The 25,365-nt window shown below is 66.4% G+C and carries 24 protein-coding genes; 14 read left to right on the top strand and 10 right to left on the bottom strand.

What is annotated here, in order from left to right:
- The first annotated feature begins 240 nt into the window (after positions 1 to 240).
- The 8 genes from CTP10_RS22090 to CTP10_RS22055 all read left to right on the top strand — a co-directional run bounded on the left by CTP10_RS22090 (position 241) and on the right by CTP10_RS22055 (position 9,075).
- The gene (locus tag CTP10_RS22090) at positions 241 to 1,479 is read left to right on the top strand and encodes an MFS transporter (protein WP_116321165.1); all 1,239 of its coding nucleotides are present in this window, start codon (positions 241 to 243) and stop codon (positions 1,477 to 1,479) included.
- A 68-nt stretch (positions 1,480 to 1,547) separates the two neighbouring features.
- Entirely contained in the window at positions 1,548 to 2,396 is an 849-nt protein-coding gene (locus tag CTP10_RS22085; RefSeq protein ID WP_116321166.1) for a dihydroorotate dehydrogenase electron transfer subunit, read from the top strand.
- Entirely contained in the window at positions 2,389 to 3,339 is a 951-nt protein-coding gene (locus CTP10_RS22080) for a dihydroorotate dehydrogenase (protein ID WP_116321167.1), read from the top strand. Before CTP10_RS22085 ends, CTP10_RS22080 begins: the two co-directional genes overlap by 8 nt.
- Before the next feature lie 16 nt (positions 3,340 to 3,355).
- The gene (locus tag CTP10_RS22075; protein WP_116321168.1) at positions 3,356 to 4,627 is read left to right on the top strand and encodes a hydantoinase/carbamoylase family amidase; all 1,272 of its coding nucleotides are present in this window, start codon (positions 3,356 to 3,358) and stop codon (positions 4,625 to 4,627) included.
- The gene (pyrC, locus tag CTP10_RS22070; protein WP_116321169.1) at positions 4,624 to 5,667 is read left to right on the top strand and encodes a dihydroorotase; all 1,044 of its coding nucleotides are present in this window, start codon (positions 4,624 to 4,626) and stop codon (positions 5,665 to 5,667) included. Before CTP10_RS22075 ends, pyrC begins: the two co-directional genes overlap by 4 nt.
- Positions 5,668 to 5,695: 28 nt before the next feature.
- The gene (gene aspA, locus CTP10_RS22065; RefSeq protein ID WP_442875241.1) at positions 5,696 to 7,117 is read left to right on the top strand and encodes an aspartate ammonia-lyase; all 1,422 of its coding nucleotides are present in this window, start codon (positions 5,696 to 5,698) and stop codon (positions 7,115 to 7,117) included.
- 14 nt (positions 7,118 to 7,131) lie between these two features.
- Positions 7,132 to 7,809 carry an orotate phosphoribosyltransferase gene (locus CTP10_RS22060; protein ID WP_116321224.1) on the top strand — a complete coding sequence of 226 codons (678 nt, stop codon included), beginning with the start codon at positions 7,132 to 7,134 and terminating at the stop codon, positions 7,807 to 7,809.
- 165 nt (positions 7,810 to 7,974) lie between these two features.
- On the top strand, positions 7,975 to 9,075 hold the full coding sequence (locus CTP10_RS22055; protein ID WP_116321171.1) for a porin: 1,101 nt from the start codon (positions 7,975 to 7,977) through the stop codon (positions 9,073 to 9,075).
- A gap of 23 nt (positions 9,076 to 9,098) precedes the next feature.
- Here CTP10_RS22055 and CTP10_RS22050 read toward each other — a convergent pair whose 3' ends face one another.
- From CTP10_RS22050 to CTP10_RS22030, 5 genes are all read right to left on the bottom strand, one after another.
- A complete protein-coding gene (locus tag CTP10_RS22050) occupies positions 9,099 to 11,438 on the bottom strand; it encodes an acetamidase/formamidase family protein (protein WP_116321225.1) in 2,340 nt (779 codons plus the stop codon).
- 99 nt (positions 11,439 to 11,537) lie between these two features.
- The gene (locus CTP10_RS22045) at positions 11,538 to 11,729 is read right to left on the bottom strand and encodes a DUF1427 family protein (protein ID WP_116321172.1); all 192 of its coding nucleotides are present in this window, start codon (positions 11,727 to 11,729) and stop codon (positions 11,538 to 11,540) included.
- Between the two features lie 16 nt (positions 11,730 to 11,745).
- Complete coding sequence (locus CTP10_RS22040) at positions 11,746 to 11,973, bottom strand: XapX domain-containing protein (RefSeq protein ID WP_116321173.1); 228 nt, start codon at positions 11,971 to 11,973, stop codon at positions 11,746 to 11,748.
- Between the two features lie 90 nt (positions 11,974 to 12,063).
- Complete coding sequence (locus CTP10_RS22035; protein WP_116321174.1) at positions 12,064 to 13,098, bottom strand: acetamidase/formamidase family protein; 1,035 nt, start codon at positions 13,096 to 13,098, stop codon at positions 12,064 to 12,066.
- Between the two features lie 318 nt (positions 13,099 to 13,416).
- Positions 13,417 to 14,424 carry a LysR family transcriptional regulator gene (locus tag CTP10_RS22030; RefSeq protein WP_233528211.1) on the bottom strand — a complete coding sequence of 336 codons (1,008 nt, stop codon included), beginning with the start codon at positions 14,422 to 14,424 and terminating at the stop codon, positions 13,417 to 13,419.
- Positions 14,425 to 14,630: 206 nt separating this feature from the next.
- On the opposite strand from CTP10_RS22030, the gene CTP10_RS22025 reads away from it, so the two are divergent.
- From CTP10_RS22025 to CTP10_RS22015, 3 genes are read left to right on the top strand one after another with little or no spacing between them, the layout of a single operon-like run.
- A complete protein-coding gene (locus CTP10_RS22025) occupies positions 14,631 to 15,629 on the top strand; it encodes a Bug family tripartite tricarboxylate transporter substrate binding protein (protein WP_116321176.1) in 999 nt (332 codons plus the stop codon).
- 33 nt (positions 15,630 to 15,662) lie between these two features.
- Positions 15,663 to 17,165 carry a M81 family metallopeptidase gene (locus CTP10_RS22020; protein ID WP_116321177.1) on the top strand — a complete coding sequence of 501 codons (1,503 nt, stop codon included), beginning with the start codon at positions 15,663 to 15,665 and terminating at the stop codon, positions 17,163 to 17,165.
- Positions 17,166 to 17,200: 35 nt separating this feature from the next.
- Entirely contained in the window at positions 17,201 to 18,193 is a 993-nt protein-coding gene (locus tag CTP10_RS22015) for a tripartite tricarboxylate transporter substrate-binding protein (protein WP_116321178.1), read from the top strand.
- Here CTP10_RS22015 and CTP10_RS22010 read toward each other — a convergent pair.
- Together CTP10_RS22010 and CTP10_RS22005 are read right to left on the bottom strand one after the other, a co-directional pair.
- A complete protein-coding gene (locus CTP10_RS22010) occupies positions 18,177 to 18,626 on the bottom strand; it encodes a cupin domain-containing protein (protein ID WP_116321179.1) in 450 nt (149 codons plus the stop codon). The two genes, CTP10_RS22015 and CTP10_RS22010, sit on opposite strands and share 17 nt — an antisense overlap.
- Before the next feature lie 179 nt (positions 18,627 to 18,805).
- Entirely contained in the window at positions 18,806 to 19,573 is a 768-nt protein-coding gene (locus tag CTP10_RS22005; RefSeq protein ID WP_116321180.1) for an SDR family NAD(P)-dependent oxidoreductase, read from the bottom strand.
- A gap of 132 nt (positions 19,574 to 19,705) precedes the next feature.
- On the opposite strand from CTP10_RS22005, the gene CTP10_RS22000 reads away from it, so the two are divergent.
- The gene (locus tag CTP10_RS22000) at positions 19,706 to 20,299 is read left to right on the top strand and encodes a TetR/AcrR family transcriptional regulator (RefSeq protein ID WP_116321181.1); all 594 of its coding nucleotides are present in this window, start codon (positions 19,706 to 19,708) and stop codon (positions 20,297 to 20,299) included.
- A gap of 112 nt (positions 20,300 to 20,411) precedes the next feature.
- Complete coding sequence (locus CTP10_RS21995; RefSeq protein ID WP_116321182.1) at positions 20,412 to 21,713, top strand: MFS transporter; 1,302 nt, start codon at positions 20,412 to 20,414, stop codon at positions 21,711 to 21,713.
- Between the two features lie 256 nt (positions 21,714 to 21,969).
- Here CTP10_RS21995 and CTP10_RS21990 read toward each other — a convergent pair whose 3' ends face one another.
- The gene (locus CTP10_RS21990) at positions 21,970 to 22,608 is read right to left on the bottom strand and encodes a CDP-alcohol phosphatidyltransferase family protein (protein WP_116321183.1); all 639 of its coding nucleotides are present in this window, start codon (positions 22,606 to 22,608) and stop codon (positions 21,970 to 21,972) included.
- Positions 22,609 to 22,617: 9 nt separating this feature from the next.
- A complete protein-coding gene (locus tag CTP10_RS21985) occupies positions 22,618 to 22,908 on the bottom strand; it encodes an antibiotic biosynthesis monooxygenase family protein (RefSeq protein ID WP_116321184.1) in 291 nt (96 codons plus the stop codon).
- A gap of 151 nt (positions 22,909 to 23,059) precedes the next feature.
- Here CTP10_RS21985 and CTP10_RS21980 point away from each other — a divergent pair, with 151 nt between their 5' ends.
- A complete protein-coding gene (locus tag CTP10_RS21980; protein WP_147316229.1) occupies positions 23,060 to 24,859 on the top strand; it encodes an ExeM/NucH family extracellular endonuclease in 1,800 nt (599 codons plus the stop codon).
- Here CTP10_RS21980 and CTP10_RS21975 read toward each other — a convergent pair.
- A complete protein-coding gene (locus CTP10_RS21975; RefSeq protein WP_116321185.1) occupies positions 24,856 to 25,326 on the bottom strand; it encodes a DUF2127 domain-containing protein in 471 nt (156 codons plus the stop codon). The genes CTP10_RS21980 and CTP10_RS21975 overlap by 4 nt on opposite strands.
- Positions 25,327 to 25,365: the final 39 nt, after the last annotated feature.

The following is a 25,365-nucleotide window of genomic DNA, read 5'->3' as shown; positions in this document are numbered from 1 at the left end:
CAGTCTCAATAATTAGATCAAAGCCACTATAGCATGGGGCGGTCGGCGTGCGCATCGCCTGTTCACGCGGGCTAGGGAAAAACCCGGGGCGGCAGCAAAAACACTTGCCATCCCGCCATGCGCCGCATAGTCTAAAAAAATAGATTCTAAGAACCGCTGCACAGTCCCCACCCGCCATGCACGGCAAGGGAAGTAATGCAGTGCTTTCTGAGGCCCTTACAGTCTAAAAATGGAGACAGCATGACAAGCCAGCCAATGACCCAACCTGTAGCCGCGACGGAGGCGCCGACTTCGCCCTACGCGTGGAAAGCCCTGGCCGGATCCGCCATCGGCTACGCCATGGACGGGTTCGACCTTCTGATCCTGGGCTTCATGCTGCCCGCGATCAGCGCCGCGCTTGCGCTCACCACCGGCCAGTCTGGCGCGCTGGTCACGTGGACGCTGGTCGGCGCCGTCGCCGGCGGCATCGTCTTCGGCGCGCTGAGCGACCGTTATGGCCGCGTGCGGGTGCTGACGTGGACCATCGTGCTGTTCGCGGTGTTTACCGGCATGTGCGCCCTGGCCCAGGGCTTCTGGGACCTGCTGGTCTACCGCACCATTGCCGGCATCGGGCTCGGCGGCGAATTCGGCATCGGCATGGCGCTGGCCGCCGAGGCGTGGCCAGCGAGCAAGCGCGCGCGCGTTTCATCCTATGTCGCGCTGGGCTGGCAATCGGGCGTGCTGATGGCTGCGTTGCTGACGCCGTTGCTGCTTCCCGTGGTGGGTTGGCGCGGGATGTTCGTGATCGGGGTGCTGCCGGCGCTGGTGGCATGGTTTATCCGCAACCGCCTGCATGAGCCCGAAGTGTTCGTGCGCAGTGCGCGCACGGAAAAGAAGCCCAATGCATTCAAGCTGCTGGTCGCGGATCGCAAGACCACGCGCACCAGCCTGGGCATCGTGATCCTGTGCTCGGTCCAGAACTTCGGCTACTACGGCATCATGATCTGGCTGCCGACCTACCTGTCCAGGGCGCTGGGCTTTTCGCTGACCAAGTCGGCCTTGTGGACCTCGGTGACCATCGTGGGCATGATGATCGGCGTCTACGTCTTTGGCCACGTGGCCGACCGCATCGGGCGCAAGCCGACGTTCCTGATCTTCCAGGCAGGCGCGGTGGCGATGGTGCTGACCTATGCCAGGTTGTCCGACCCCATGACCATGCTCTGGGCCGGCGCCGTCATGGGCATGTTCGTCAACGGCATGATCGGCGGCTACGGCGCGCTGATTTCCGAGGCTTACCCGACCGCGGCCCGCGCCACGGCGCAGAACGTGCTGTTCAACATCGGCCGTGCCGTGGGCGGGCTGGGGCCGATCGTGGTCGGCGCCATCGCTGCAGCGTATTCGTTCCAGCTTGCCATCGCGCTGCTTGCGAGCATTTATGTGATCGACATGATCGCCACCATCTTCCTCATCCCCGAACTGAAGGGCGTGGAACTGGAATAACGCCGGAGCCCTCCAGGCATTCCTTCGCTGCGCCGTCCGGCGCAGCGCCATCCTCAGGAGTCACCAACATGTGTGCCACCGTGTGTAGCGCGGATTCCGCGGCTACCGTAGCCTCCTATCGCTGTCGAATCGTCGAACACTACTGGGTCAACCAGCGCTACAAGTACATCCGGCTTGAATCGGACGCCCCGATCGCGGCGATGACGCGGCCCGGACAGTTCTATCAACTCAGTTGCCCCGCCACGGCCGAAGCGCAGCCGTTCCTGCTGCGGCCGATGAGCGTCTATGGCGCCGGTCCGGAAAGCGGGCGCATCGAATTTCTCTACAACGTCACCGGCGTTGGCACGCGGGCGATGGCCACGCTGCCGGTCGACGGCCGGCTGGACATCGTCGGCCCGCTCGGCAATACGTTTACGTTCAAGCCGTCGTTCCGCCGCATCCTCGTGGTCGCGCGCGGCGTCGGGCTGGCGACGATGGCGCCCTTGATCCGCCAGGCTGCCGAGGCCGGCACCGCCATCACCGCGGTCATGTCGGCGCGTACCTCGGGCGACCTGATGGAGAAGGAATTCCTGCGCGGCGCCAGCGCCGAGGTGCACGCCGTGTTCGATGCCGACGGCACATCGTCGGTCGAGGCGGTCGAAGCCTTGACCCGCCGCCTGATCGACACGCAACGCCCTGATGCCATCTACACCTGCGGCTCGCACCGCCTGCTGATGCTGCTCCAGCGCGTACTCGAGGACCACCCCGGCATCCAGGGGGAAGTCGCGATGGAGCAGCGCATGGCATGCGGCATGGGTGTGTGCCTGTCGTGCGTGCGGCTGTTCGATTGCGATGGCGACAAGCAGTTCCTGCGCGTCTGCCGCGAGGGTCCTGTTTTCAAGATCAGTGAAGTGGTTGGGGAGGTGGAATTTGGCTAATCTGACTGTCCGGGTTGGCGACCTGACGTTGCGCAACCCCGTGATGCCCGCATCCGGATGCTTCGCCATCGAGTACCGCGAGGCGATGGATCTGAACCGGCTTGGCGCGCTGGTCATCAAGAGCGTCTCGCCGAAGTCGCGCGCGGGCAACCCCACCCCGCGCGTGGCCGAAACCTTCAGCGGCATGCTCAACTCGATCGGCATCCCCAGCAAGGGACTCGACTACTACCGCAAGGAAGTCCTGCCGGCCTACACACAGTACAACACCCCGGTGGTGGTATCGATTTCCGCGGATACGGCCGAGGAGTTCGGCACCGCCTGCGAGGAGATGTCGCTGCCCGAAGTCGACGTGATCGAGGCCAATATCTCCTGCCCCAACCTGGAAGCGGACGGCATGGCCTTCGCCATGCTGCCCGAGACCACCTACAAGGCAGTCTCCGCGATTCGCCGCCGCACCCGGCACCCGTTCTGGGTCAAGCTGACGCCCAACGCCGGCAATATCGCCGCCGTCGCCCGCGCTGCCGAGGAAGCCGGTGCCGATGCGATCGTGATGGGCAACACCGTGCTGGGCATGGCGATCGATATCCGCACGCGCAAGCCCAGGCTCGGCAATGTCATGGGTGGCCTGTCCGGGCCTGCGATCAAGCCGATTGCCCTGCGGCTGGTGCATCAGTGCTATCGCGCCGTGCGCATCCCCATCATCGGCTGCGGCGGCATCCAGAGCGCCGAGGACGCGGTCGAGTTCATGCTCGCGGGGGCGTCGGCGATCCAGGTCGGCACGGCCTCGTTCCGGGATCCGGCGGTCATGCAGAAGATCATCGACGGGCTCGATGCGTACTGCGAGCAGGCCGGCATCGCATCGATCCGCGACCTGACCGGGCAGGTGATCCTCGACCGCCAGCTCAGCGACCGCTGGCTGCGCTTTGCCCAGCAATCCGGCTGAGCAACGGGACTTGTCTATGGAAATCCTGGAACTCAGGCCGCTGGCCGAACAGTTGTTCGCCGACATCGGCGCGCTGTCGTTCGATGGCGTCGGCATTACCCGCGACAGCTATGGCGCCGGCGAATCGGCCGCCGCCGATTACCTGCGGCGCTTTGCCGCGCTGCACGGGCTGCACGCGCAAAGCGATCGCGCAGCAAACCTCGTGTTCACCCTGCCCGAGGAGGACGCCGGCGCACCGGCCGCGTGGGTCGGCTCGCATCTCGATTCTGTCCCGCAGGGCGGCAACTTCGACGGCCTCGCGGGGATCGTCGCCGGGCTGCTGTGCCTGGCCGCGCGAAAGGCGCAAGGTGGGTCCGGTGCCGCGCCGCTGCGCGTGATCGCCTTCCGCGGCGAGGAGAGCGCGTGGTTCGGCAAGGCCTACATGGGATCGGGCGCGGCGCTGGGCAAGCTCGGCACGGACGACCTGGCGCTGAAGCACCGCAGTTCGGGCAAGACGCTCGCCGATTGCATGGCGGCGGCCGGCGCCGACGTCGAGGCCATCGCCGCGCAGCAACCCTTGTTCGACCGTGCCGCCGCAGCGGCATACCTGGAGCTGCATATCGAGCAGGGGCCGGTGATGGTGGCCCGCAAGCTGCCGCTGGCCGTGGTGCCCGGCATTCGCGGCAACGTCAGGCACAACCGCATCGCCTGCCTCGGCGAACCCGGGCATTCCGGCGCGGTGCCGCGTTGGCTGCGCAAGGATGCGATGTTTGCCGTGGCGGAGCTGATCACGCGGCTCGACGAACACTGGAAGGTGCTGCTCGAACGCGGCATTGACCTGGTTGTGACCACCGGGGTGGTGTCCACCGATCCCGCCGAGCATTCGATTTCACGGATTCCGGGCAAGGTCGAATTCAGCTTCGAGGCGCGCAGCAAGAGCGTGGATACGCTGGAAGGCTTCTACCAGCTGCTGCGTACGGAATGCAAGGCCATCGGCCGCGACCGCGGGGTGCATTTCGAGTTCGACCGCCGCATCGAATCGGCTCCGGCGACGATGGACCTTGCACTGTCAAACCTGCTGCGTGAGGCGTGTGCCGGCGCCGGACTGCCGGTCGAGATGGTGCCGAGCGGCGCCGGGCACGATGCCTCGCTGTTCGCCAATGCCGGCATCCCCACCGCCATGCTCTTTGTCCGCAACGAAAACGGCTCGCACAATCCCGACGAGGCGATGGACCTGGATGATTTCATGCTCGGCACGCAAGTCATGTATCGGGCACTCGAAGGCATCCCGGCCAGGAGGCAGGCATGACCGTGCAGACCCTGACCATCCGCCGCCCGGACGACTGGCACCTGCACCTGCGCGACGGCGACCTGCTGCGCGCGGTGCTGCCGGCGTCCGCCCGCCAGTTCGGCCGGGCCATCGTGATGCCCAATCTGAAGCCGCCGGTCACCACGGCGGAGGCGGCCATGACCTATCGTGAACGTATCCTTGGCGCATTGCCGCCGGGGTCCGCGTTCACGCCGCTGATGACCTGCTACCTGTGCGACACCACCGATCCGGCGGACATCCGCGCCGGCTTTGACGCCGGTGCCTTTGCCGCCGCAAAGCTGTATCCCGCCGGCGCCACCACCCACTCCGAGTATGGCGTGACGTCGATCGGCCGCGTTGCCGGCGTGCTGGCCGTCATGCAGGACATCGGCATGCCGCTGCTGATCCATGGCGAAAGCACCGATCCCGCGGTCGACGTCTTCGACCGCGAGGCGGCATTCCTGCAGGCCACCTTGCGGCCGCTGCTGGCCCGCTACCCGCGCCTGAAAGTGGTGCTGGAACACATCACCACCGCCGAAGCGGCCGACTTCGTCATGCGCGACGCGAGCGGCAGGCTGGCGGCCACCATCACGCCGCAGCACCTGATGTTCAACCGCAATGCCATGTTCGCGGGCGGCATCCGGCCGCACTACTACTGCCTGCCGGTACTGAAGCGCGAGCGGCACCGGCTGGCGCTGCGGCGCGCGGCCACCTCGGGCTCGCCGGCGTTGTTCCTCGGCACCGATTCGGCGCCGCACGACACCGGCGCCAAGGAATCCGCCTGCGGTTGTGCCGGCATCTTCAGCGCGCCCGTTGCGTTGCAGGCCTACCTGACCGTGTTCGACGAGGAACAGGCCATACACCGCTTCGAAGCCTTCGCCAGCGAAAGCGGCGCGCGCTTCTACGGCATGCCGCCGCACCAGGAGACGATCACGTTCCACCGCAGCCCCATGCACGTGACGGAACAGACCGAACTGCCGGACGGGCGGCACATCCGTCAGTTCCTGGCCGGCGAGACATTGCCCTGGACGCTCGCCTAGCCGACGCCAACTCTTATCGGATCGCATCATGACCAATACCTATCGCACCGAAGCCGACCTGCTTGGCGAACGCCAGGTGCCGGCCGACGCTTACTACGGCGTCCACACCCTGCGGGCCTGGGAGAACTTCCAGATCAGCGGCACCCCGATCTCCTCATGGCCGGAACTGATCATTGCGCTGGCCTCCGTCAAGCAGGCTGCCGCCGAGGCCAATGCCGAACTCGGCCTGCTGCCGGCCAACTTGCGCGACGCCATCCTGGCCGCCTGCCATGACGTGAGCGAAGGCATGCTGCATGACCAGTTCATTGTCGACACGATCCAGGGCGGAGCCGGCACGTCGACGAACATGAATGCCAACGAGGTCGTCTGCAACCGCGCGCTCGAGCACATGGGGCACAGCAAGGGCGAATACCAGTTCCTGCACCCGAACGAGCACGTCAACATGGCGCAGAGCACCAACGACGTCTATCCGACCGCGCTGCGCATTGCCACGTACTTTGCCATCGAGCACCTGCTTGAAGCGATGCAAGTGCTGCACGCCGCGTTCGACCGCAAGTCGACGGAGTTTTCCGGCCTGCTCAAGCTCGGGCGCACCCAGTTGCAGGATGCCGTGCCGATGACGCTCGGCCAGGAATTCTCCACGTACGCGGTCATGCTCGAAGAAGACATGGCACGCCTGCGCGAAACCGCGTTGCTGATCCGCGAGATCAACCTCGGCGCCACCGCGATCGGCACCGGCATCACCGCGCACCCCGACTATGCGCCAAAGGCCCTGGCTGCATTGCGCCGCATCACCGGCATCGACCTGTGTCTCGCGCCCAACCTGGTGGAAGCCACGCAGGATTGCGGCGCCTTCGTGCAGATCTCCGGCGTGCTCAAGCGCATCGCCGTCAAGCTGTCCAAGACCTGCAACGACCTGCGACTGCTGTCGAGCGGGCCGCGCGCGGGCTTCGGCGAGATCAACCTGCCGCCGATGCAGGCGGGGTCGTCGATCATGCCGGGCAAGGTCAACCCGGTCATCCCGGAGGTCGTGAACCAGATCGCCTTCGAAGTGTTCGGCAACGACATCACCATCACCTTTGCCGCGGAAGCCGGCCAGCTGCAGCTCAATGCCTTCGAGCCGGTGATTGCCGCCAGCCTGCTGCGCAGCTTCCGGCACCTGACCAATGGCTGCCTGACGCTGGCGCGGAAATGCGTCGACGGCATTACCGCCAACCCGGAACGCCTGCGCGAGACCATCGAGCGCTCGATCGCACTGGTTACGGCGCTCAATCCCGTGATCGGCTACAAGAACGCGACCTCGGTCGCCGCCGAGGCCCATGCCAAGGGCACCACCATCCGCGAAGTGGTGCTGGCACGGGGCCTGATGACCGCCGAGGCGCTGGACGAAGCACTGCGCCCCGAAACGCTGATCCGGCCGCGTGCCGACAAGCTCGGCGGCAAGCCATGAACGAGGGAGTCTTCATGCCCCGCCCTCGCACCGCACTCACGCTGCAGGCGTCCGTCGGCCGCGCGCTGATCGAGGCCGGCTGCGTCCGCTTTCGCCGCGACGAGCCCTTCCGGCTGCCCTCGGGCTGGGCCAGCCCGGTCTATATCGATTGCCGTCGGCTGATCTCGTACCCGGCACTGCGCCGCGCGCTGGTGCAGCGTGGCCTGCAGCTGCTGCGCGAGCGCGGCCGTTTGGCCGGCATCGACGCGGTCGCCGGCGCGGAATCCAGCGGGATCGCGTTCGCCGCGTGGGTGGCCGAGCTGCTCGACCTGCCGCTGATCTACGTGCGCAAGGAAGCGCGCGGCATCGGCCCCGCCGCGCAGGTCGTCGGCGACATCCGCGCCGGCGACCGCGTGCTGCTGGTCGACGACATGATGGCAGCGGGCCGGTCCAAGGCCGCCTTCTGCGCGGCACTGTCCGACGCTGGGGCAGTCGTGCACGACATCCTGGTCCTGTTCGACTACGCCACGTTCCCGACGCAGGCGGCCCTGTCCCGCTGGCAGCCAGCCATCCATGCGCTGGCCACGTGGCGCGACATCCTCGACGCGCTGCACGAGTCGGGCGACGTTGCCGAGGCCGACCTGGCCGAATTGCAAGCCTTCCTGGCCGACCCGCCGCGCTGGTCCAGCCGGCACGGCGGCATCGCCGCGTAGCCCTCAACGACTTTTTGTGTTCCGGCCTCTCGCCCGTCATGCACGGGCGGTGGCCCCCTTTTGCCCGATTTTCCTTGAAATCCGCCATGGACGACGCCTTCAGGCCCACGCGTCGCCTGCAAGCCTTTCCACGCCATACCCACTGAAAAAAAACCGGAGGAGACCATGCATCTGAAACACCGGGCCCTGGCCGCGGCCGCCATGGCCGCGAGCCTTGCACAGCCTGCCCTGGCGCAATCGGGCGTCACCCCGGGCGTCACCTCGGGCGTCACACTTTACGGCCAGGTCGACGCCTTCGTCGGCAGCACCCGCGCCTCGGGCGGCGAGCGCACGGCAATCGTCGGCGCGGGCGGCATGCAGACCTCGTACTGGGGCATGCGCGGCAACGAAGACCTGGGTAACGGGCTCAAGGCCATCTTCGACCTGAATGGCTTCTACCGTGTCGACACGGGGCGCTTCGGCCGCTCCGACACCGACGGCTTCCTGACGCGCAGCGCCTATGCCGGGCTGCAATCGCCGAAGTACGGCACGGTGCGGCTCGGGCGCAATACCACGCCGTATTTCCTGTCGACGATCCTGTTCAACCCGCTGGTCGATTCCTACAATTTCGGCCCGTCGATCTTTCACACCTACAAGACGGCCACCGATGGACGCGTGTTCGATCCCGGCATCATCGGCGATTCCGGGTGGTCGAACTCGGTCGTGTATTCGTCGCCTACGGCCGGCGGCCTGACGGTAAACCTGATCTATGCGTTCGGCGAGCAGGCGGGCAGCACCGGCCAGAATAAATGGGGCGGCAACGTGACCTGGTTCAGCGGCGCCTTCGCCGCGACCGCCGCGTTCCAGCAGGTCAGTTTCAACGCCGTTCCCGGCGATGTGACGGCACCGGCGGCACCCGCGGCACTCGCGGGCTTCGACAAGCAGACCGCGGCCCAGCTTGGCGTGAGCTACGACCTGGGCGTCGCCAAGCTGTTCGGCCAGGCGCAGTACATCCGTACCGCGGTCAATGGCGCGCAGGGCGACATCCGCCATGCCAACGGCCAGGTTGGCACTTCGATTCCTGCCGGCGCCGGCAGCGTGCTGGCCTCGTACGCCTATGCGAATACGCGCAACGACGTGGCGGCAATGGGCCGGCACACGGCCGCCATTGCCTATGACTACAACTTGTCGAAGCGGACTGACCTGTATGCCGCGTATTTCTACGACCGCGTGACCGGGCGGCCGCATGCCGAGACACTGGGTGCTGGCATGCGGCATCGGTTCTAGCGTGCCGCCAATGAGTCGGACCGTTACGCCGAACCCGAAAACAAGGACTTCCTGATGATGGCGTGAATGCCCCAGTTGCCATTGACGACCTGTGTCACCCCGAAATCCACGGCGACCGATATCAGGGTGACCGCCTCGTCTTCGGTCAGTCCCTTGACCGTCATCAGGAAGCGGCGCGCTTTGCGGAAGGCATCGCGCATGGCATCGTCGAGCGTGGATTTCAGGTAGATATCGCTCTGCGCCATCTTGCCCAGCTCGGTCAGATGGTTCGGTGAGCTGAAGCCATGCAGTATCCACTCCCCGGCAGTCTCCACCAATGGGTAGCTCAGGTCGGCAAAGGGCGCACCGCGTTCGATCATGGTGCTCTTGTGCAGGACCAGCTGGAAGTCGCCGGTGAGCGAGCATTCGATGGCGGTTCCGCACAGCTCGGAGTCGCCTTGGGAAGCATGGGGGTCACCGATCGACAGTAGCGCGCCCGGAACGGCAACCCTGAGGTAAACGGTGGCACCTCGCGTGACGCGCCAGTTGTCCAGGTTCCCGGCGAAGCTTGATGGCGGGATGGAGTCGATCAGCCCGTCCTGCGCCGGCGCCACGGCAATGACACCGAAGTGCGGCCGGATCGGTATGGAGACATTCCGCAGTACGTCGTAGTTCTTGGTAATGGTGGCATGGTCGACCGGCACGCCAGGATAATCGATGGTCGGATGCAGCACGCCGAAGGGATCGCGCTGCGGCGTCCAGCGAAAGCTGTAGACCGCGCGCGCGCAACCGTCGGCACGTTCGCAATCGATCTCGAAGACGGTCACCACCTCCCGCTCGCGCGGTTCCGTCAGCATGTCGCGGTAGTGAAATCCCCACCAGGTCGAAGCGTTGCTGCCGAAAGCCTTTCCGGCAAATCGCGGGTTCGCGCACGGCCGCGGGCGTACGTCGAGTATTCGCACCTCAAGGACATCGCCGGGCATGGCACCACGAACCGCGATCGGACCGGTGCAGATATGGACGCCGAAGCCTTCTCCCGCGCCCCGGCCATAGACCGAAGCATCGATCGGCCCTGCGCCGCGCCGGTTGACGTTCTTTTGTTCGGCCGTCCAGTGGAAGACGCTTTCCGCGCCGGGATCGCCGTCAATCATGCGCTCGCGGTCGTCCGACGCGTGTTGGGTCAGCGTCTCGATGGTGACCGTGTCGCCGGACCTGACCTCCAGCGCTGGCGGCAGCTCATGGCTCAGGTAGCCCCAATGCACGGTCTTGTCCGTTGCTTGCAGCCAGTGGTGCTGGCCTTCCTGGCGTGCGGCATGCGATCGCGCCTGCGCAATGGAAACGACAGCGGGCTGGTCGGCTGGCGCCGCGCGCATGACAGGCGCGGGTTTCGCGTGCGCGGGAAGTCCGCGCGACACATTCTGGGGTGGCCGGGGTGCCGGCGCGATCGCCATCTGGTCGCGGTATGCGCGCGGAGAAATCCCGAACTGTTCGCGAAACGCGTGGCTGAAATAGGAGGGATCGTTGAAACCCCAGCGATAGCAGATATCGGAAATGGAAAGCTTGTCGTACTGCGCGTTCGCCAGATCGGCCCGGCATCGGTCAAGCCGGCTGGTGCGCAGGAAGGATGAAAAGCTGCTGCCCGATTTCTCGAACAGCTTCTGCAAGTAGCGAGCCGACAGGCGCTCGTCCGCGGCGATGGTGGCCAGGCTGAGATCCGGTTCCGAGAGACGAGCGTTGATGCGGCTGCAAACCCGGGAAAAAATCGCGGAACGCGATCGCGTCATGTCCACCGCCGGGGCAGCCCGGCTCTCCGCAAGGACGGCGCCCAGGCACGAAAAAATGGTGTTTTCGAACGGCTGGATGGCCTTGCCGTCAGCGGACACCACGGTATCGAAACCGAGCACCATCGACTGCAGCAGCCGGGAGAACAGTTCGGCCGAGTCGCCGGCAAGCACCTGCGCGGCGCCTGGCAGCGGTGCCGTGACCCGTGCACTGAGCAATGCCTGGCCGATGTGTACCGCCAGCAGCCGGAAGCCAGTGCTGAGCACCAGCTTCCGGGAATCCTGTTGCGGCACGCAGACCAGCTGGCCAGGCCGTAGGGGCTCGCGCAGCTCTGGCGCGGCGAGGGTGGCGTTGCCTTCGACCAGCATCAGCAGCGTCATACCTCGCCCGTCTCCCGCAGCAACGCCCAGGGTCTGGGGAACCGACGCGACACAGGCCAGCTCTATCCCTGCCGGAGTTGTCCGCGACTGGATCGTGCCGTGCAGGGTGTGATCCGCGCACAGGCTTTCGCAATGCAGGCGCGCGATCCTGAGTTCGTCGCGCCAGGCGGCGCCCCGCCGGTTGTGCGGATAGGCTTCGGTGGAAAAGCGCAAAAGGTGCAATTCAGCCTCCCAGGCAGCATTCTGCAACAGCGCAATTGGCGGACAGGGCTGTCCGCCAACGCTCCAGGCATTTCATGCAAAGGCCATCAATCCGTCAAGTCATCCGACCATCAACTGGCCTCGCATGGCGGCAACCAGCACGAAACCCGCAAATGTGCCGAAGATGGCGAAAATGCCGCCGAGCACGTTAGGCGCAGGTATCGGTGCACGGACAGCAGTGTAGACAATACCGGTGACCAGTCCGACGGCGGCTGCCTGCAGTTCGGTCGTCCCCAATGCAATTTCTACCATGTCGTTCTCCCCGCTCTCAGGAAATTCCGTTGCCCTGGCTGCCTTGCGGCGGGCGCCCGAAGGCGATGGTCTTGCGCAACGCCTGCACGATCAGGTAGCCGAGGTAAGTAAAAAGGATGGCGCAGATCCCGCCGGTGACATTGGGCGCGGGAATCGGCAAATTCAGCCAGGAATACAGGGTGCCGGTGACCAGGCCGACGATCAGGGCAACCCATTCGTTGCGTCCTACGTAGACGTATTGCATGCCGCGTTCTCCGGTTCGGCAGCCGCGCGGGGCACCCCGCCTTGCGGCGGCGGGCGTCCGGCGGTGCGTGGATTCGATGATGGTGCCAGCTCAGCCTTTGCCTTTGCCGCCTTTGGGGGGGAAGATCGCGCGAGGCATGGTGCAATGGATGCCCTGCGTGCCATCGACGACCTGCGTCACACCGAAGTCGGCCGAGACGCTCATCAGCGAGTAGGCATCATCGCGCGAGAGGCCCTGCTGCTCGGTCAGCAACTGGATCATGTCGCGGGCCGCGTTCTTGCCGGCCTCATCAAGGTCTTCATGGAAGCCGTGCACGACCCAGCAATCGGGCGTTTCCAGAAGCGGCGACGGGAAGTGGAAGTCCTTGCGCAGGATGACCTGGAACAGCACGTTCAGCGAGGCTTCGATCGCCGTACCGCTGATTTCGCCGTCGCCCTGCGAGATATGCGGGTCGCCGATCGAGAACAGGGCGCCGTCGACCTGGACCGGGTAGTACATGGTGGCACCCGCACCGATGCGCCAGTTGTCGATATTGCCGCCATGCAGCCCTGGCTCCACGGTAGTGACCCGGCCGCGTTTATCGGGCGCGACCCCAGCGGTGCCAAGATGGGGCCGCACGGGCACGCGCACACCGGCAAGCGCCGGCTGGCGGCAGCATTCGCGTTCGTCGACCACCTTGCCGGGCGTGGTCAGCTTGCCGGGGTAGTCGAAGGCATAGAGGGCATGCGCGGTGTTGGAAGCCTGGTCCAGCTCATAGATCGTGACCCGCTCCTTCTCGAACTCCCTGTAGAGCTGCCCCCAGTGCGCCGCAACGTTGGCGCCGAAGCGGAAGCGCGGGATCATCTGGAGATAGCGCACCTCCAGCACATCGCCGGGCCTGGCACCCTCGACATAGATCGGCCCGGTCATGATGTGCACACCCGGGTTGCGGTCGTCATGGGGAACCTTCTGGTAGATCTCGCGGATGGCGTCATCCATCATCAGCTCTGGCGCATCTCCCGCGTGATGGGTCACGGCCTCGGCACGAATGAGGTCGCCGCTCTTCACGGTCAGGGCGGGCGCCTTGGTGGCATCGAAGTAGCCCCAATGGATGGTCTCTGGGCGAGCGGGCAGGTCATGCAGCATGTTGTCTCCTGGATATTTTTTGCAGCCGCATCCCCAGCCGCTCACTCGGTGCTCAGCTGTACCCGGTCAGGCAGAGGGGTGATATCGGCTATTCGTGTTTCTCATGAATCGCCATGATTGAACTCGGCGATTCACGTCCGGGCAGGAAAGCCTGGATACCGCGCCGCAGTGCTTGCGGTGCCGCGCGGTGACTCCATACTAGAAATGGCCGGTGCAGGACCAATAGGGCGATACGCCCCAATGACTTGTGTTGGTGCGTACCAGGGTAAACCTGCGCGGGGGCGGGAGCGATCGGGGCATGCATCGGACCCGCGTTGCTTACGGTTTCGCTGACGGCTTCGGTTTCCGGTCCACCATGCCCGCCGCAGCCACGGCGCGCGCGCCCAGCACCGGCACGTCTTCGTGCTGCCAGGCGCCCAGGTTGGCCCGCTCCACGACCAGGTCACGGAAACGCTGCGCCGCCGGCCGCGGCGTGACATCGCCATTCCAGACCACGACGACCGGCTCCACGTGGCTGCACAGGTCGAAGCGGAGGATGCGCGCAACCTTGGCCTCGCAGAGCTGCGCGGCGATCCGCTCGGGGAAGACGGCAAGGTAGTGCCCGGTCTGCATCAGGCTTGCGGTAGCGGCGACATCGCTGGTGCGGATGCCCGATGCCGGCGGCGCGACGCCAAAGGCGTGGAACGCCGTGTGAAGCAGGTGGAGCATGCGTGAACCGGCCGCTGGTATGCACCACCGCTCGGATGACAATGCCTGTGCCGCAATCTTCCGGCGCGCCAGCAACGGGTGGTCGCGGCTGGCCACGATGACGACCTTCTGGGCCGGGACCACCGGCGTGGTCCGCAATGCCGGCCGCGACAGGCGAGGATCGTCGTAGGCGAACAGCATGTCGAGCGAGCCGTCGATCAGCTGCTCCGTCATTTCGCCGATGCCGCCCTCGATCACGCTGATTTCGACGCGCGGATTGTCGCGGTGGAAATCGGTCATCGCCTGCGCCAGCAGCGGCTGCACCGAGATCGTCCGAAAGGCAATGCGCAATTCGCCCTGGCTGCCCGCACGCACCGCGTGCAGCGATTCCGCCAGCCGCTCGAACTGCGCCAGCATCACCTTGGCGTGCGCCGCCATCTCGCGGCCTGGCTCGGTCAGCACCAGGCCGCGCCGGCCCCTGACATAGAGCGGCGTGCCGACGATGTCCTCGATTTCCCCCAATGACTTCGACACCGCAGCCGGACTGACATGCAGGCGCTCGGCCACCGCCGCCGCCGTACCCGCTTCGCTGAGTGCGAGAACGAGGCGGAGATGACGCAGCTTGAGGCGGCCAAGCATGGACTGGGCGGATTCCTGGACAGTACGGGCGGGATCATTGGGCATCGCTGGACAACAAGTAGCAGTGGGATAGCCGCATTCTAAGAGTTAACCATTTGGTTGATCTACAAAGACTTTTATTCGCTTTTGGTAGAGACATCGATCCCTTATAGTCGGCGCCATTCCATCAATACAAGCGCGGCGCAAGACCCCCAGGAGGAGGACCGATGATCACACTGAACACTTTTGCCAGGATCGTACGCGGGGCGATGGCAGGCGCCATGATGGGCACCATGCTTGTCGCGATGCATCCCGCCGCTGCCGCGGCATGGCCGGATCGGCCGCTGCGGCTGGTGGTGCCCTTTCCCGCGGGCGGTTCCTACGACATCGTGGGCCGCACCCTGGCTCGCAAGCTGGAACAGCGGCTCGGGCAGCCGGTGGTGGTGGAGAACATCGCCGGCGGCGCTACCGTGCCGGGCGTCATGTCGGTACTGAAGGAGAAGGCCGACGGCAATACCCTGCTGCTCGCGAGCGATGGCACGCTGAACATCAATCCGCATACCGTCAAGGGATTGCGCTACAACCCCGATCGGGATTTCACGCCCATCACCATCGTGAACACCGTGCCGCACTGGATCGTCACGCGGGCGGACCGCAAGCAGATGAACCTGACCGAACTCAGGGACTACATCGTCAAGCACCCGGGCAAGGTCTCGATTAGCATCAATGCAGTCGCCGGCGCGGCGCATCTCGGCCTTGCGGACTGGAAGCGCCGCAACGGGCTGGACTTCACCATCGTGCCGTATCGCGGCTCTCCGCCGGCCATGTCGGACCTGATTGGCGGCCAGACCGATGCCCATGTGGATGTCATCGGCTCATCCATCAGCTATGTCGGTGACGGCAAGGTCAAGCCGCTGGCCGTGCTGCAAGCGGCGACGGTCACGCAGTTCCCCAGGCTGGAGCGGCAGGCTGCCGACAGCAAGGATGCCCTGCTCGTGCGCGCCAACCTGGCACTCGTGGCCAAGACCGGCACGCCGGATGCCATCGTGGAACGGCTGTACCGGGAAGTGCGCGCCAGCGTGCAGGAGCCTGATTTTCTCGAACGGCTCCAGGCGCTCGCCTACGAGCCGGTCCTCACCACGCCCGCGGAAAGCCGGCGCCTGATCCATGCCGAAACCGTGCGCTATGGCGCCATCGCCCGCATGGTCAATCTCGAATCCAACTGACATTACGTCCGACTCAATTTCTGGAGCCCACCAATGCGCTTCGTCATCGCCCTGATGCGGCATGAGACCAATACCTTCTCGCCGATTCCCACGCCGCTCTCTGCCTTCAGCCGCGGCAGCAGCACCGATGGCCCGCTCTATGGCGACGACGCGGTGCGCGCCTGCCAGGGCACCAACAGCGCCGCGGCGGCGTTCATGGACCTGGTTGTTGCCCAGGGCGACGAGTTCGTGATGCCGCTGATGGCAAATGCCGTACCGAGCGGGGTGGTGACGCGGGAAGCCTTCGAATCGATGTCGGCCACGATCGTCGAGGCCGTGCGCGAAGGCTGCGACGCGGTCATGCTCGACCTGCACGGTGCGATGGTGGCCGAGGGCCTTGCGGATGCCGAAGGCGAACTGCTTGCACGGATCCGCGCCGCCGCGCCGGAAGTACCGATCGCGGTATCGCTCGATTTCCATGCCAACTTCAGCAAGGCACTGGTGGAAAACGCCACCGTCATTGCCGGCTATCGGACCTACCCGCACGTGGACGTGTACGAGACCGGGGCGCGCGCGGCGCAGACGTTGATGGCGGCGCTTCGTGACGAAGTCCGCCCGGTCATGCTGTGGCGGACGCTGCCGATGCTTACCCATATGCTGCGCCAGACGCCGCGCGAGCAGCCGATGAAGGACATCATGGATCGGGCCATCGCCGCGGAGCGCGACGGCGAGGTGCTGAACGTCTCCATTTTCGGCGGCTTCCCGCTTGCGGATATTCCACATGTCGGCCTGACGGTGGTCGTGGTGGCCGATGCGGACCATGCCGACGCGGGCGCGCAGCTGCTCGACGAACTCTGCGCCGCCGCATGGGAGCGCCGCGCCGACTTCGTCTTTCCGCTCGAGCCCATGGAGACGTCCATCGCACGTGCGCGCGACGCCGAGGCGGGCCCCGTGATCCTCGTCGATCACGGCGACAACTGCGGGGCGGGTGGGCCGACCGACGAAATGACGGTCCTTGGTGAAGTGCTGCGGCAGGGGCTGAAGGACGTTGTCGCCGGCCCCTTCTGGGATCCGGGTGCCGTGGCCCTGATGATCGAGGCGGGGGTCGGCAAGACGGTAACGGTCGACGTCGGCGGAAAGACCGATATGCCTGCGCTCGGACTCAAGGGCAAGCCGCTGCGCCTGACGGGACAGGTTCGATGCATCACCGATGGCGCCTACCAGGTGACCGGGCCGATGTTCACCGGCATGCGGCTCAGCCTGGGCCGGACTGCGGTGCTTGACGTGGACGGCGCGCTGGTCGTCGTCTGCGAGAAGCCGCAGGAGCCATTCGATACGGGCGTGTTCACCCACGCCGGGATCGATTTGTCACGCCGAAAGTACGTCCTGATCAAGTCGCGCCAGCATTTCCGCGCCGGCTTCGAGCCGATTGCGAAGGACATCGTCCTGGTGGCCGGCCCTGGCGTCTGCAGTTCGGACTACAGCCAGTTCCCTTTCCGCAACCTGCGCCGCCCTATCTATCCGCTGGACAAACACGCCGCGATCCAGCCTGCCTGACCATCGAAGTATTCTTGCTTCCAAAAGGAGACACCATGCCGGTCCGATTCGCACTGCGCAACCTTGCAGTCGGCATTTCCCTCGCGTTGGGCATGGGCGCCTTGCCGGCCACCGCGCTCGCGGCCCCAACCGATACCCCGCTGCGCATCGTGGTTGGATTCGCGCCTGGCGGCGCACTCGACATCTTTGCCCGCGCGCTGGCGGAGAAGCTGCGCGTCTCCCTCGACACGCCGGTGCTGGTGGAGAATCGTCCGGGCGCTTCAGCCCGCCTGGCGCTGGACAATGTCCGGCGCTCGCCGCCTGACGGCAAGACGCTGCTGATTTCGCCGGCGCCCCCGTTCACGATCTTCCCGCTGACCTACAAGCAACTGCCCTACGATCCGGACAAGGACCTGGTCCCTGTCGCCTACCTGGCCGATGTTCCGCTGGTGGCATCGACCAGCGTCAGCCAGCCGTACCGGACCATGCAGGAATACCTGGCGTGGGTGAAGCGCGATCCGTCAAAAGGCGGAGTCGGACTGGTTACCCTCGGCGGCAGCATTCATTTCGGCGTCGTCACCCTCAGCAAGGAAATCGGTGTGCCGCTGACACCGACGGCGTACCGGGGCGTGGTGATGATGCTGACCGACGAAATCGGTGGCACGCTGCCTATTGGCATCGACGCCATTGCCGGGCAGATGGAGTTGTATCGCGCCGGCAAGATCCGCTTCCTCGGCGTTACCGGCACCAGGCGCTCATCACTGTTGCCTGACGTGCCGACGCTGGCAGAAGCCGGGGCACCCGGCTTTGAGACTGCCTCCGGGTGGTACTCGGCGTTCTTGCCGGCGGGCACCCCGCCCGCCACCGTTGCCCGACTGGAGAAAGCGCTGCTGGAGGCGGTCCGTGCGCGCGACATCCGCGACAAGATGGCGACGTTGGGCATGGAACTGAATGGCCAGCCGGCGACGGCACTGCGTCAGACGATCCAGGACCAGCGGGCGCGATGGAGGCCTGTGGTCATGGCTTCCGGGTTCACGGCGACCGAATAGTTGTATCGCCAGAGGCCTCGTGGTCCGCGGCCGGGTCGTACGGCAGTACCCTCTCCTGCTCGTCCGGACTGTTCCGGGCAACGATGGCGCGGGCCGGCTCGGTGGCACTGAGATTGAACGGCTGGTGCGGAACGCCGGGTGGAATAAACAGGAAGTCACCCGCTTCAGTGACCACGGAGTCTCGCAGGCCGGGGCCGTAGCGGGTTTCGACCCTGCCCTCCAGCACGTAGATAGCAGTCTCATGCTCGCAATGCACATGGGCTTCCGCGTGCGCGCCGGGCGGGACCACGACCAGGTGCATCGACAAAGCCCTGGCGCCTGTCGTCGTGGCGGAGATGCCAACGAAATACGGCAGCTTCTGGCTGGTGGCAATTGCGCTGTCGGGCCGCACCGCCACCAGGGTCGACGCAACGCTCGGGCTGGTTGTCTGCATGATGCAATGCTCCGCTGTCCCGGCAGGCTGGGCGCCAGGCCGGCATTTCCAGGCTCCAACGGCGCTGTAACGGCGCCCTAACCGCGCTCTGACGGCACTCTGACGGCCATCGGGAAATTCATCATAGTGATTTGCCGATGGCCGTTCAAATCGTGCCGCTTCGCCTGGCACGCATCGCCTTATTGTGCCGACAAGCCCCCATCCACCCCGATGCTCTGGCCGTGGATAAAGCGTCCGGCCGGCGCAGCCAGCAGCACCGTCAGCCCCGCCACGTCCTCCGCCTCGCCGATGCGCCGCATCGGCACGCCCGCGGCCAGCCGCGCTTCGCGCTCGGGATCGCCCCACAGGGCTTCACGAGAGAATTCCGTGCGCACCGGGCCCGGGTTGATCGCATTGACGTTGATGCCTGACGGGCCAAGTTCCAGCGCCAGGCTGCGCATGGCCTGGTCGATCGCTGCCTTGGTCACGCTGTACAGGCCAAGGAACGCCGAGCCGCGCTTCGCCGCGATGCTCGACATGAAAGTGATCGAACCATCGCGGCGCTCGGCCATCTGCGGCGCCAGCGCGTTCACCAGCATCAGGTTGCCGCGCACGTTGCCGGCCATGGCCGCATCGAACAACTCAGGGCCTTGCGCCAGCATGGAACCCGGCGTGGCGCCGGCCGCCGCATTGAGGACCAGCGCATCGACCCGGCCGTAGGCGGCCAGCGCCTGCTCGGCGAAGGCGCGCACGCTGTCGACGTCGGCAATGTCACAGGCGATGCCGGTGGCACGGATGCCTTCCGCTTCCAGTTGGGTGGCGACGGTGCGCGCCGCTTCGCTGTCGCGTCCCGACACCACCACCGCGGCGCCGGCGCTGCCCAGCGCCCGCGCCATGGCGAGGCCCATGCCGCGGGTGGATCCGGTGACGACGGCAACGCGGCCGCTCAAATCAAAAAGGTTTTGCATGACGGGGTGACTCCTGAAGGTGACGGTTAGTTTGCCCTGTGGCTTGCTTATAGATGATGCCTGACATCTATTGAATAAAGTATGGCCATCATCTAAACTGCGGTCAAGGCAGAAATCCGAGGAGTCCTTCACATGGCACGCGCATCACGCGAACAAGTCGACAAGAACCGCGAAGCGATCGAGCAGGCGTCGTCCCGCCTGTTCCGCGAGCGCGGGCTGAATGGCGTCAGCGTCGCCGAGCTGATGGCCGGTGCCGGCCTGACCCACGGCGGCTTCTATGGCCACTTCGCGTCCAAGGACGCCCTCGCCGCGCAGGCCTGCAAGCGCGCCTTTGAAGAGTCCGCCGCGCGCTGGGAGCGCCGCCTGGCGCGCGCCGGCGGCGACCGGCACGTGATGCTGGCCAACCTGGTCGAGCCTTACCTGACGGCTGCGCACTGCGCCAACCCGGGCGCTGGCTGCGCGGCCTCGTCGCTGGCGGTGGACGTGGCGCGCGAGCCCGCCGACAAGCCGGTGCGACAGGCCTTCCTGGACGGCTTCAAGGTACTGGTCGACGACATGGCCACGACCGTAGCCAGCGATGACCCGCAGGTGCGCGAGGAAGAAGCGCTGGTCCGCATGGCCATGCTGGTCGGCGCGCTGACGCTGGCGCGCGCAACCGAGGGCGATCCGCTCTCTGGCACCATGCTCGACGCCGTCCGCAACCGCTTGCTCGGCAGTTCCGCCTAATCCCCCAAACCCGTTTTCAACCACGTGCCGGGCCTTCTCCCTGCCGCCTTCGGGGCCGGCGGGCAGGCCCCCTTTCGCCTGTCGCTACCCCAACCCAGGTCAGAGAAATCCAATGTTTGCGCAAGCCTTATCCAGCCGGCTCGACCGGCGCGGCATCCACTACGCGTGGCTGGTCGCCGCCCTTACTTTCCTGGTGATGCTCACCACCTCGGCCGCGCTCGGCCTGCCCGGCGCGTTCCTGTCGCCGCTGGCACGCGAGATGGGCTGGAACACCGACGAGATCTCGTCGATCCTGGCCTTCCGCTTTGCGCTGTTCGGGCTGATGGCGCCGTTCTCGGCCATCCTGATGGAGCGCTTCGGCGTGCGCAACGTGGTCTGCGCGGCGCTGGCGCTGATCGCGGGCGGCATGGCGCTGGCAACGGTGTCGACCGAACTGTGGCAGCTCTTCGTCGCATGGGGGCTGATGCTGGGCGTCGGCTCCGGGATGACCGCGCTGGTGCTGGCGGCCGTGGTTGCCAACCGCTGGTTCAGCGCCCGGCGCGGGCTGGTCATCGGCCTCCTGACCGCCAGTTCGGCCACCGGCCAGCTTGCGTTCCTGCCGGTGGCAGCCTGGCTGATCGAGCATATGGGCTGGCGTGTCGCGGTGCTGCCCGTACTGGCCGCGTGCGCGCTGCTGGCAGTGCTGGTGCTGAGCCTGATGCGCAACCGCCCCGCCGATGTGGGCCTGGCGGCGTTCGGCGAAGTTCCGGCCGCGACGCCGGTGCAGCCGCCCGCGCCCCCGGCACCGCTGACGCTGCGCGGCCCCTTCGTGGTGTTGCGCGACGCCGCGCGCACGCAGGCCTTCTGGGTCCTTGCCGGCACCTTCTTTATCTGCGGCCTGAGCACCAACGGCCTGATCCAGACGCACTTCATCGCGCTGTGCGGCGACTTCGGCATGGGTCCGGTGCCGGCCGCGTCGGCGCTGGCGATGATGGGCGCCTTCGACTTTGTCGGCACCATCCTGTCGGGCTGGCTGTCGGACCGTTATGACAGCCGCAAGCTGCTGTTCTGGTACTACGCGCTGCGCGGCCTGTCGCTGTTCTGGCTGCCGCATTCGACCTTCACGCTCTACGGCCTGTCGATCTTTGCCATGTTCTACGGGCTGGACTGGATCGCCACGGTGCCGCCGACGGTCAAGCTGGCCGCAACCACCTTCGGGCGCGAGCGCGCGCCGATGGTGTTCGGCTGGATCTTCGCGGCCCACCAGATCGGCGCGGCCGTGGCTGCCTTCGGCGCAGGGATGACTCGCACGCTGCTGCTGACCTATACGCCGGCGCTGTATGCCGCCGGCGCGGCCTGCCTGGTGGCGGCGCTGCTGGCGTTGATGGTCAGCCGCAAGCGCGCGGCGGGTGTGGCGGAGCCGGCACGCGCATGAGCCGGAGCGCAAGCGTCGTCCACACGGCGTTTCTCTTTTGACTTGTCAATTGATAGACTTCGCCTCGCGCATGGTGCGGGGTGTTCACAGAACGCCGTGCGCTCGGCGGCACGCCATCCTGGCTTGGCGCACCGGCTTAAACCATCAATAAAAACCGGACAGCCAGGCAGCGCCAGCGCGGGGTTTCCGCGCTGGCGCTGGTCCATTCTGCTGGATCGACGTTTATCCGAAGCGGCGCTTCGCGCGCCGGCGGAACTCAGAACTTGGGGATGCGCAGGGTCTTGCTGACCATCAGCGTGCCCGACAGCGCGAACAGCAACGCGAGCGGATGCAGCACGGCAGGGCCCAGCACCCAGGCGCCGCCGGGCAGGTCGCCGGCCAGCCGTCCTTGCCAGGCGCACCATGCCAGTACGGCCGTGAGCAGCACGCTGGTCGGGATCGGCGTGCCTTCGAAATACGCCACCTTGCCACTGTCGCTGCCGGCGGCCAGCGTTTCGGCGGTGACGTTGAAGCGCGCCAGCCGGCTCACGCCGCAGCAGACAAAGTAGATCAGGATGGCCAGGTCCCAGCCGCCGCGCATGCCGGCGGCGAACGCCAGCGTGGCCGGGCCGACGCCGAACGAGATCACGTCGGCCAGCGAATCGAGCTCGCGCCCCAGCGCCGAATGCGCATGACGCCAGCGCGCGATGCGGCCGTCGAGCACATCGAAGATAAAGGCCAGCGGCGCCAGCGCCGCGGCCGTGTAGAAGTGCGACAGTTGCTGGTCCGCCACGTAGAACATGGCGAAGAATACCGACCCCATGCCGCAGGCCGCATTGCCGAGCGTGAACACATCGGCAAGCTGCAGCTCGCGCAGCATCGAGAAATGGCGGGGACGCTCGGGCCGTGTGTTCATCGGTCGCGCTTACAGAGCCTTGGCTACGTGATGCACATTCGGCGGCGCGGCGAAGGTATCGCCCACCAGCGCACGCCACTGCTGGAATTCGGGCGATTCGCGGAAGTGGACCATATGGTCCTCCACGGTCTCCCAGTCGACCACCAGCGTGTACTGCTCGGGCTGCTCGATCGAGCGGAACAGCTGCACATCGTGGCAGCCACGCGAGCGCAGGAACAGCGGCTTGGCCTCGCTGACGCCCTGTTCGAACTGCTGCTCCATGCCGGGCTTGATGGTGAGTTGAGCGATTTCCTTGATCATGGCGGTTCTATTACCTTTGGGTAGGAGGCCGGCGCGCGCCGGCGGGTTCCTATTACCTTAGCACGATCGCGGCGCCAGATGCCGCGGAAAGCATTCCGTTACACGGCTCGGCTAGCATCGTGGACCTTGCCACTTCGTTGCCAGAGCCGCCATGCCGACACGCTTGCGCCCCTTGACCGGAAACCTTTGCGTCCGTGCCCTCGCCGTCCTGATTAGCCTGCCCGGTGCCGCGCCGGCGTTGGGCGCCGTGCAGCCATGCGGCGCGCCGGCGACAGCCATTACCCAGGTCCAGGATGGCGGTGCATTGTCCGGGCGCATGGTCGAAATTGAAGCGGTCGTCACCGCGGATTTCAGCGGCGAGCGCGGCCTGCGCGGTTTCTTTGTGCAGCAGGCTGACGCCAGTCGCCAGCACCGGCCGGGCATTTCCGAAGGCTTGTTCGTCTACGCGCCGCGAGCCGTGGCGCGCGCAGGCGACCTCGTGCGCCTGTCCGGAACGGTCGAGGACAAATTCGGACAAACGCAACTGACCCTGTCAGAGGCGCCGACGGTCTGCGCCAGCGGCATCCCGGTCACGCCGGCCTCGCTGACGCTGCCCGTCCGTGGCGATGCCGACCTGCGTGCCCGGGCTGGCATGCTGGTCAGGCTGCCGCAGACACTGACGGTCAGCGACACCCATGAACTGGCGCGCTACGGCACCCTTACGCTGAGCTTCGGGCGGCCACTCGCGCCGACGCAAGCTGCCTTGCCTGGCGCGGCGGCAGCGCAGATCGCGGCCGCCAATTCGCGCAACCGGCTACTGCTCGATGATGGCTCGACGCGCCAGTATCCCGAGGTAGTGCCCTACCCGCCGCCGCAGCTTGCCGCCACCCGTCCGCTGCGTGCGGGCGATACCGTCAGCGGCGTCATTGGCGTGCTGGAGAAGCGCCACGGTCAGTGGCGCCTGCAGCCGGTGCGCGGCGCGCAGGCACCGGCGTTCCAATCCGCCAATCCGCGCCCGGGTGCGCCGGCGCGCCATCCCGCGGCAACGCTGCGGGTGGCGGCATTCAATCTGCAGAACTACTTCAACGGCACTGGTGGTCTCGCTGCGGCCGACAACCGCGGTGCGCGGAGCGCCGCGGCGCTGGCCCGGCAGGAGGCCAAGCTGGTCGCCGCGCTGCGCGCGCTGGATGCCGACGTGGTCGGCCTGATGGAACTGCAGAACAACGGCTTTGGCCCGGACAGCGCGGTGCGGCAACTGGCGACGCGGCTTGGGCCCGACTGGCGCGTCGTCGATCCCGGAACGCCCTCGCTCGGCGGCGATGCGATCGCGGTGGGCCTGCTGTACAACGCCCGCGCCGCGGAGATCGTCGGCCGTGCCGCCACCACGTGGCTGGGCGCCCGCAGCCGGCAGCCACTCGCCGCCAGCTTCCGGGCAAAGGCCGGCGGCGCGCCTGTGACGCTCGTGGTCAACCACCTCAAGTCAAAGAACTGCGTGGAAGCCGGTGGCGCACAAGCCGACCAGGGCGATGGGCAAGGATGCTGGAACCCGTCACGCGTACAGGCCGCCGGCGCCCTGGCCGACTGGCTTGCCACGGTGCCGACCGGCGCGGCTGGCGCGGGCGTGCTGGTGATTGGCGACCTGAACAGCTATGCGATGGAAGATCCGGTACGATTGCTGGCACGGCGCGGCTACGCGGACATGGTGGCAAAGCGGGCGGGGCCGCAAGCCTACAGCTACGTCTATAACGGGCAGGCCGGCTATCTTGACCATGTGCTGGCCGATGCCGCGGCCGCAAGGCACGTCATTGCCGTGCAGGCCTGGCATATCAATGCCGACGAGCCGGCTGCGTTCTCGTATGCGCCGGGCCCGGGGGCGCCTTCGGTGCCTGCCTACTACGCCCCCGATGCCTACCGGTCTTCCGACCACGACCCGCTGCTGATCGATCTCGCACTGACCGCCGGATCGCCCTAGCCGGCGGACACGCGCCGCAACAGCAATCCCCGCGCAAGGTATAGCACCACCAGCAGGTTGGCCGCCGCCAGCCCGCCATGCAGCCAGCTCGGATGGACCAAGGCCTCGTACAGCTCCAGCGGGATATAGATGCCGCCGGACCAGACGCCGATCCAGTTGCCCCACGCGAGCCCGCGCCAAAGCCCGTAGGCTTCGGCAAAGCGCATCAGCGCATAGACCGCCGCCGACCCGCCGATCGCCCACAGGCGCGCGTTGTCAGGATGCGCGAGCAGCGACAGGAAGATGGTGGGATAGCGGCTGGCGGGATTGACGTGCAGGCGCTGGATGATGGCTTCGGCCAGCGCCTGCGCATCGCGGTGCAGCAGCGCGGCCAGCCCCAGGCCGGCGACGATCACCAGCAGGCCCTTGGCCGCCTCGAACATTGCGATGCCCTTCAGGCCCAGTGCGCCCTCGCCCTGCTTTGCCATGCGTGTTCCCCGTCCGGATTGCAGCGACTGCAAAGCCGG

Source organism: Cupriavidus sp. P-10 (assembly GCF_003402535.2).
Taxonomy (GTDB): domain Bacteria; phylum Pseudomonadota; class Gammaproteobacteria; order Burkholderiales; family Burkholderiaceae; genus Cupriavidus.
Note: the sequence above shows the minus strand (reverse complement) of the source record. Positions and strands in the feature narration are given on the sequence as shown.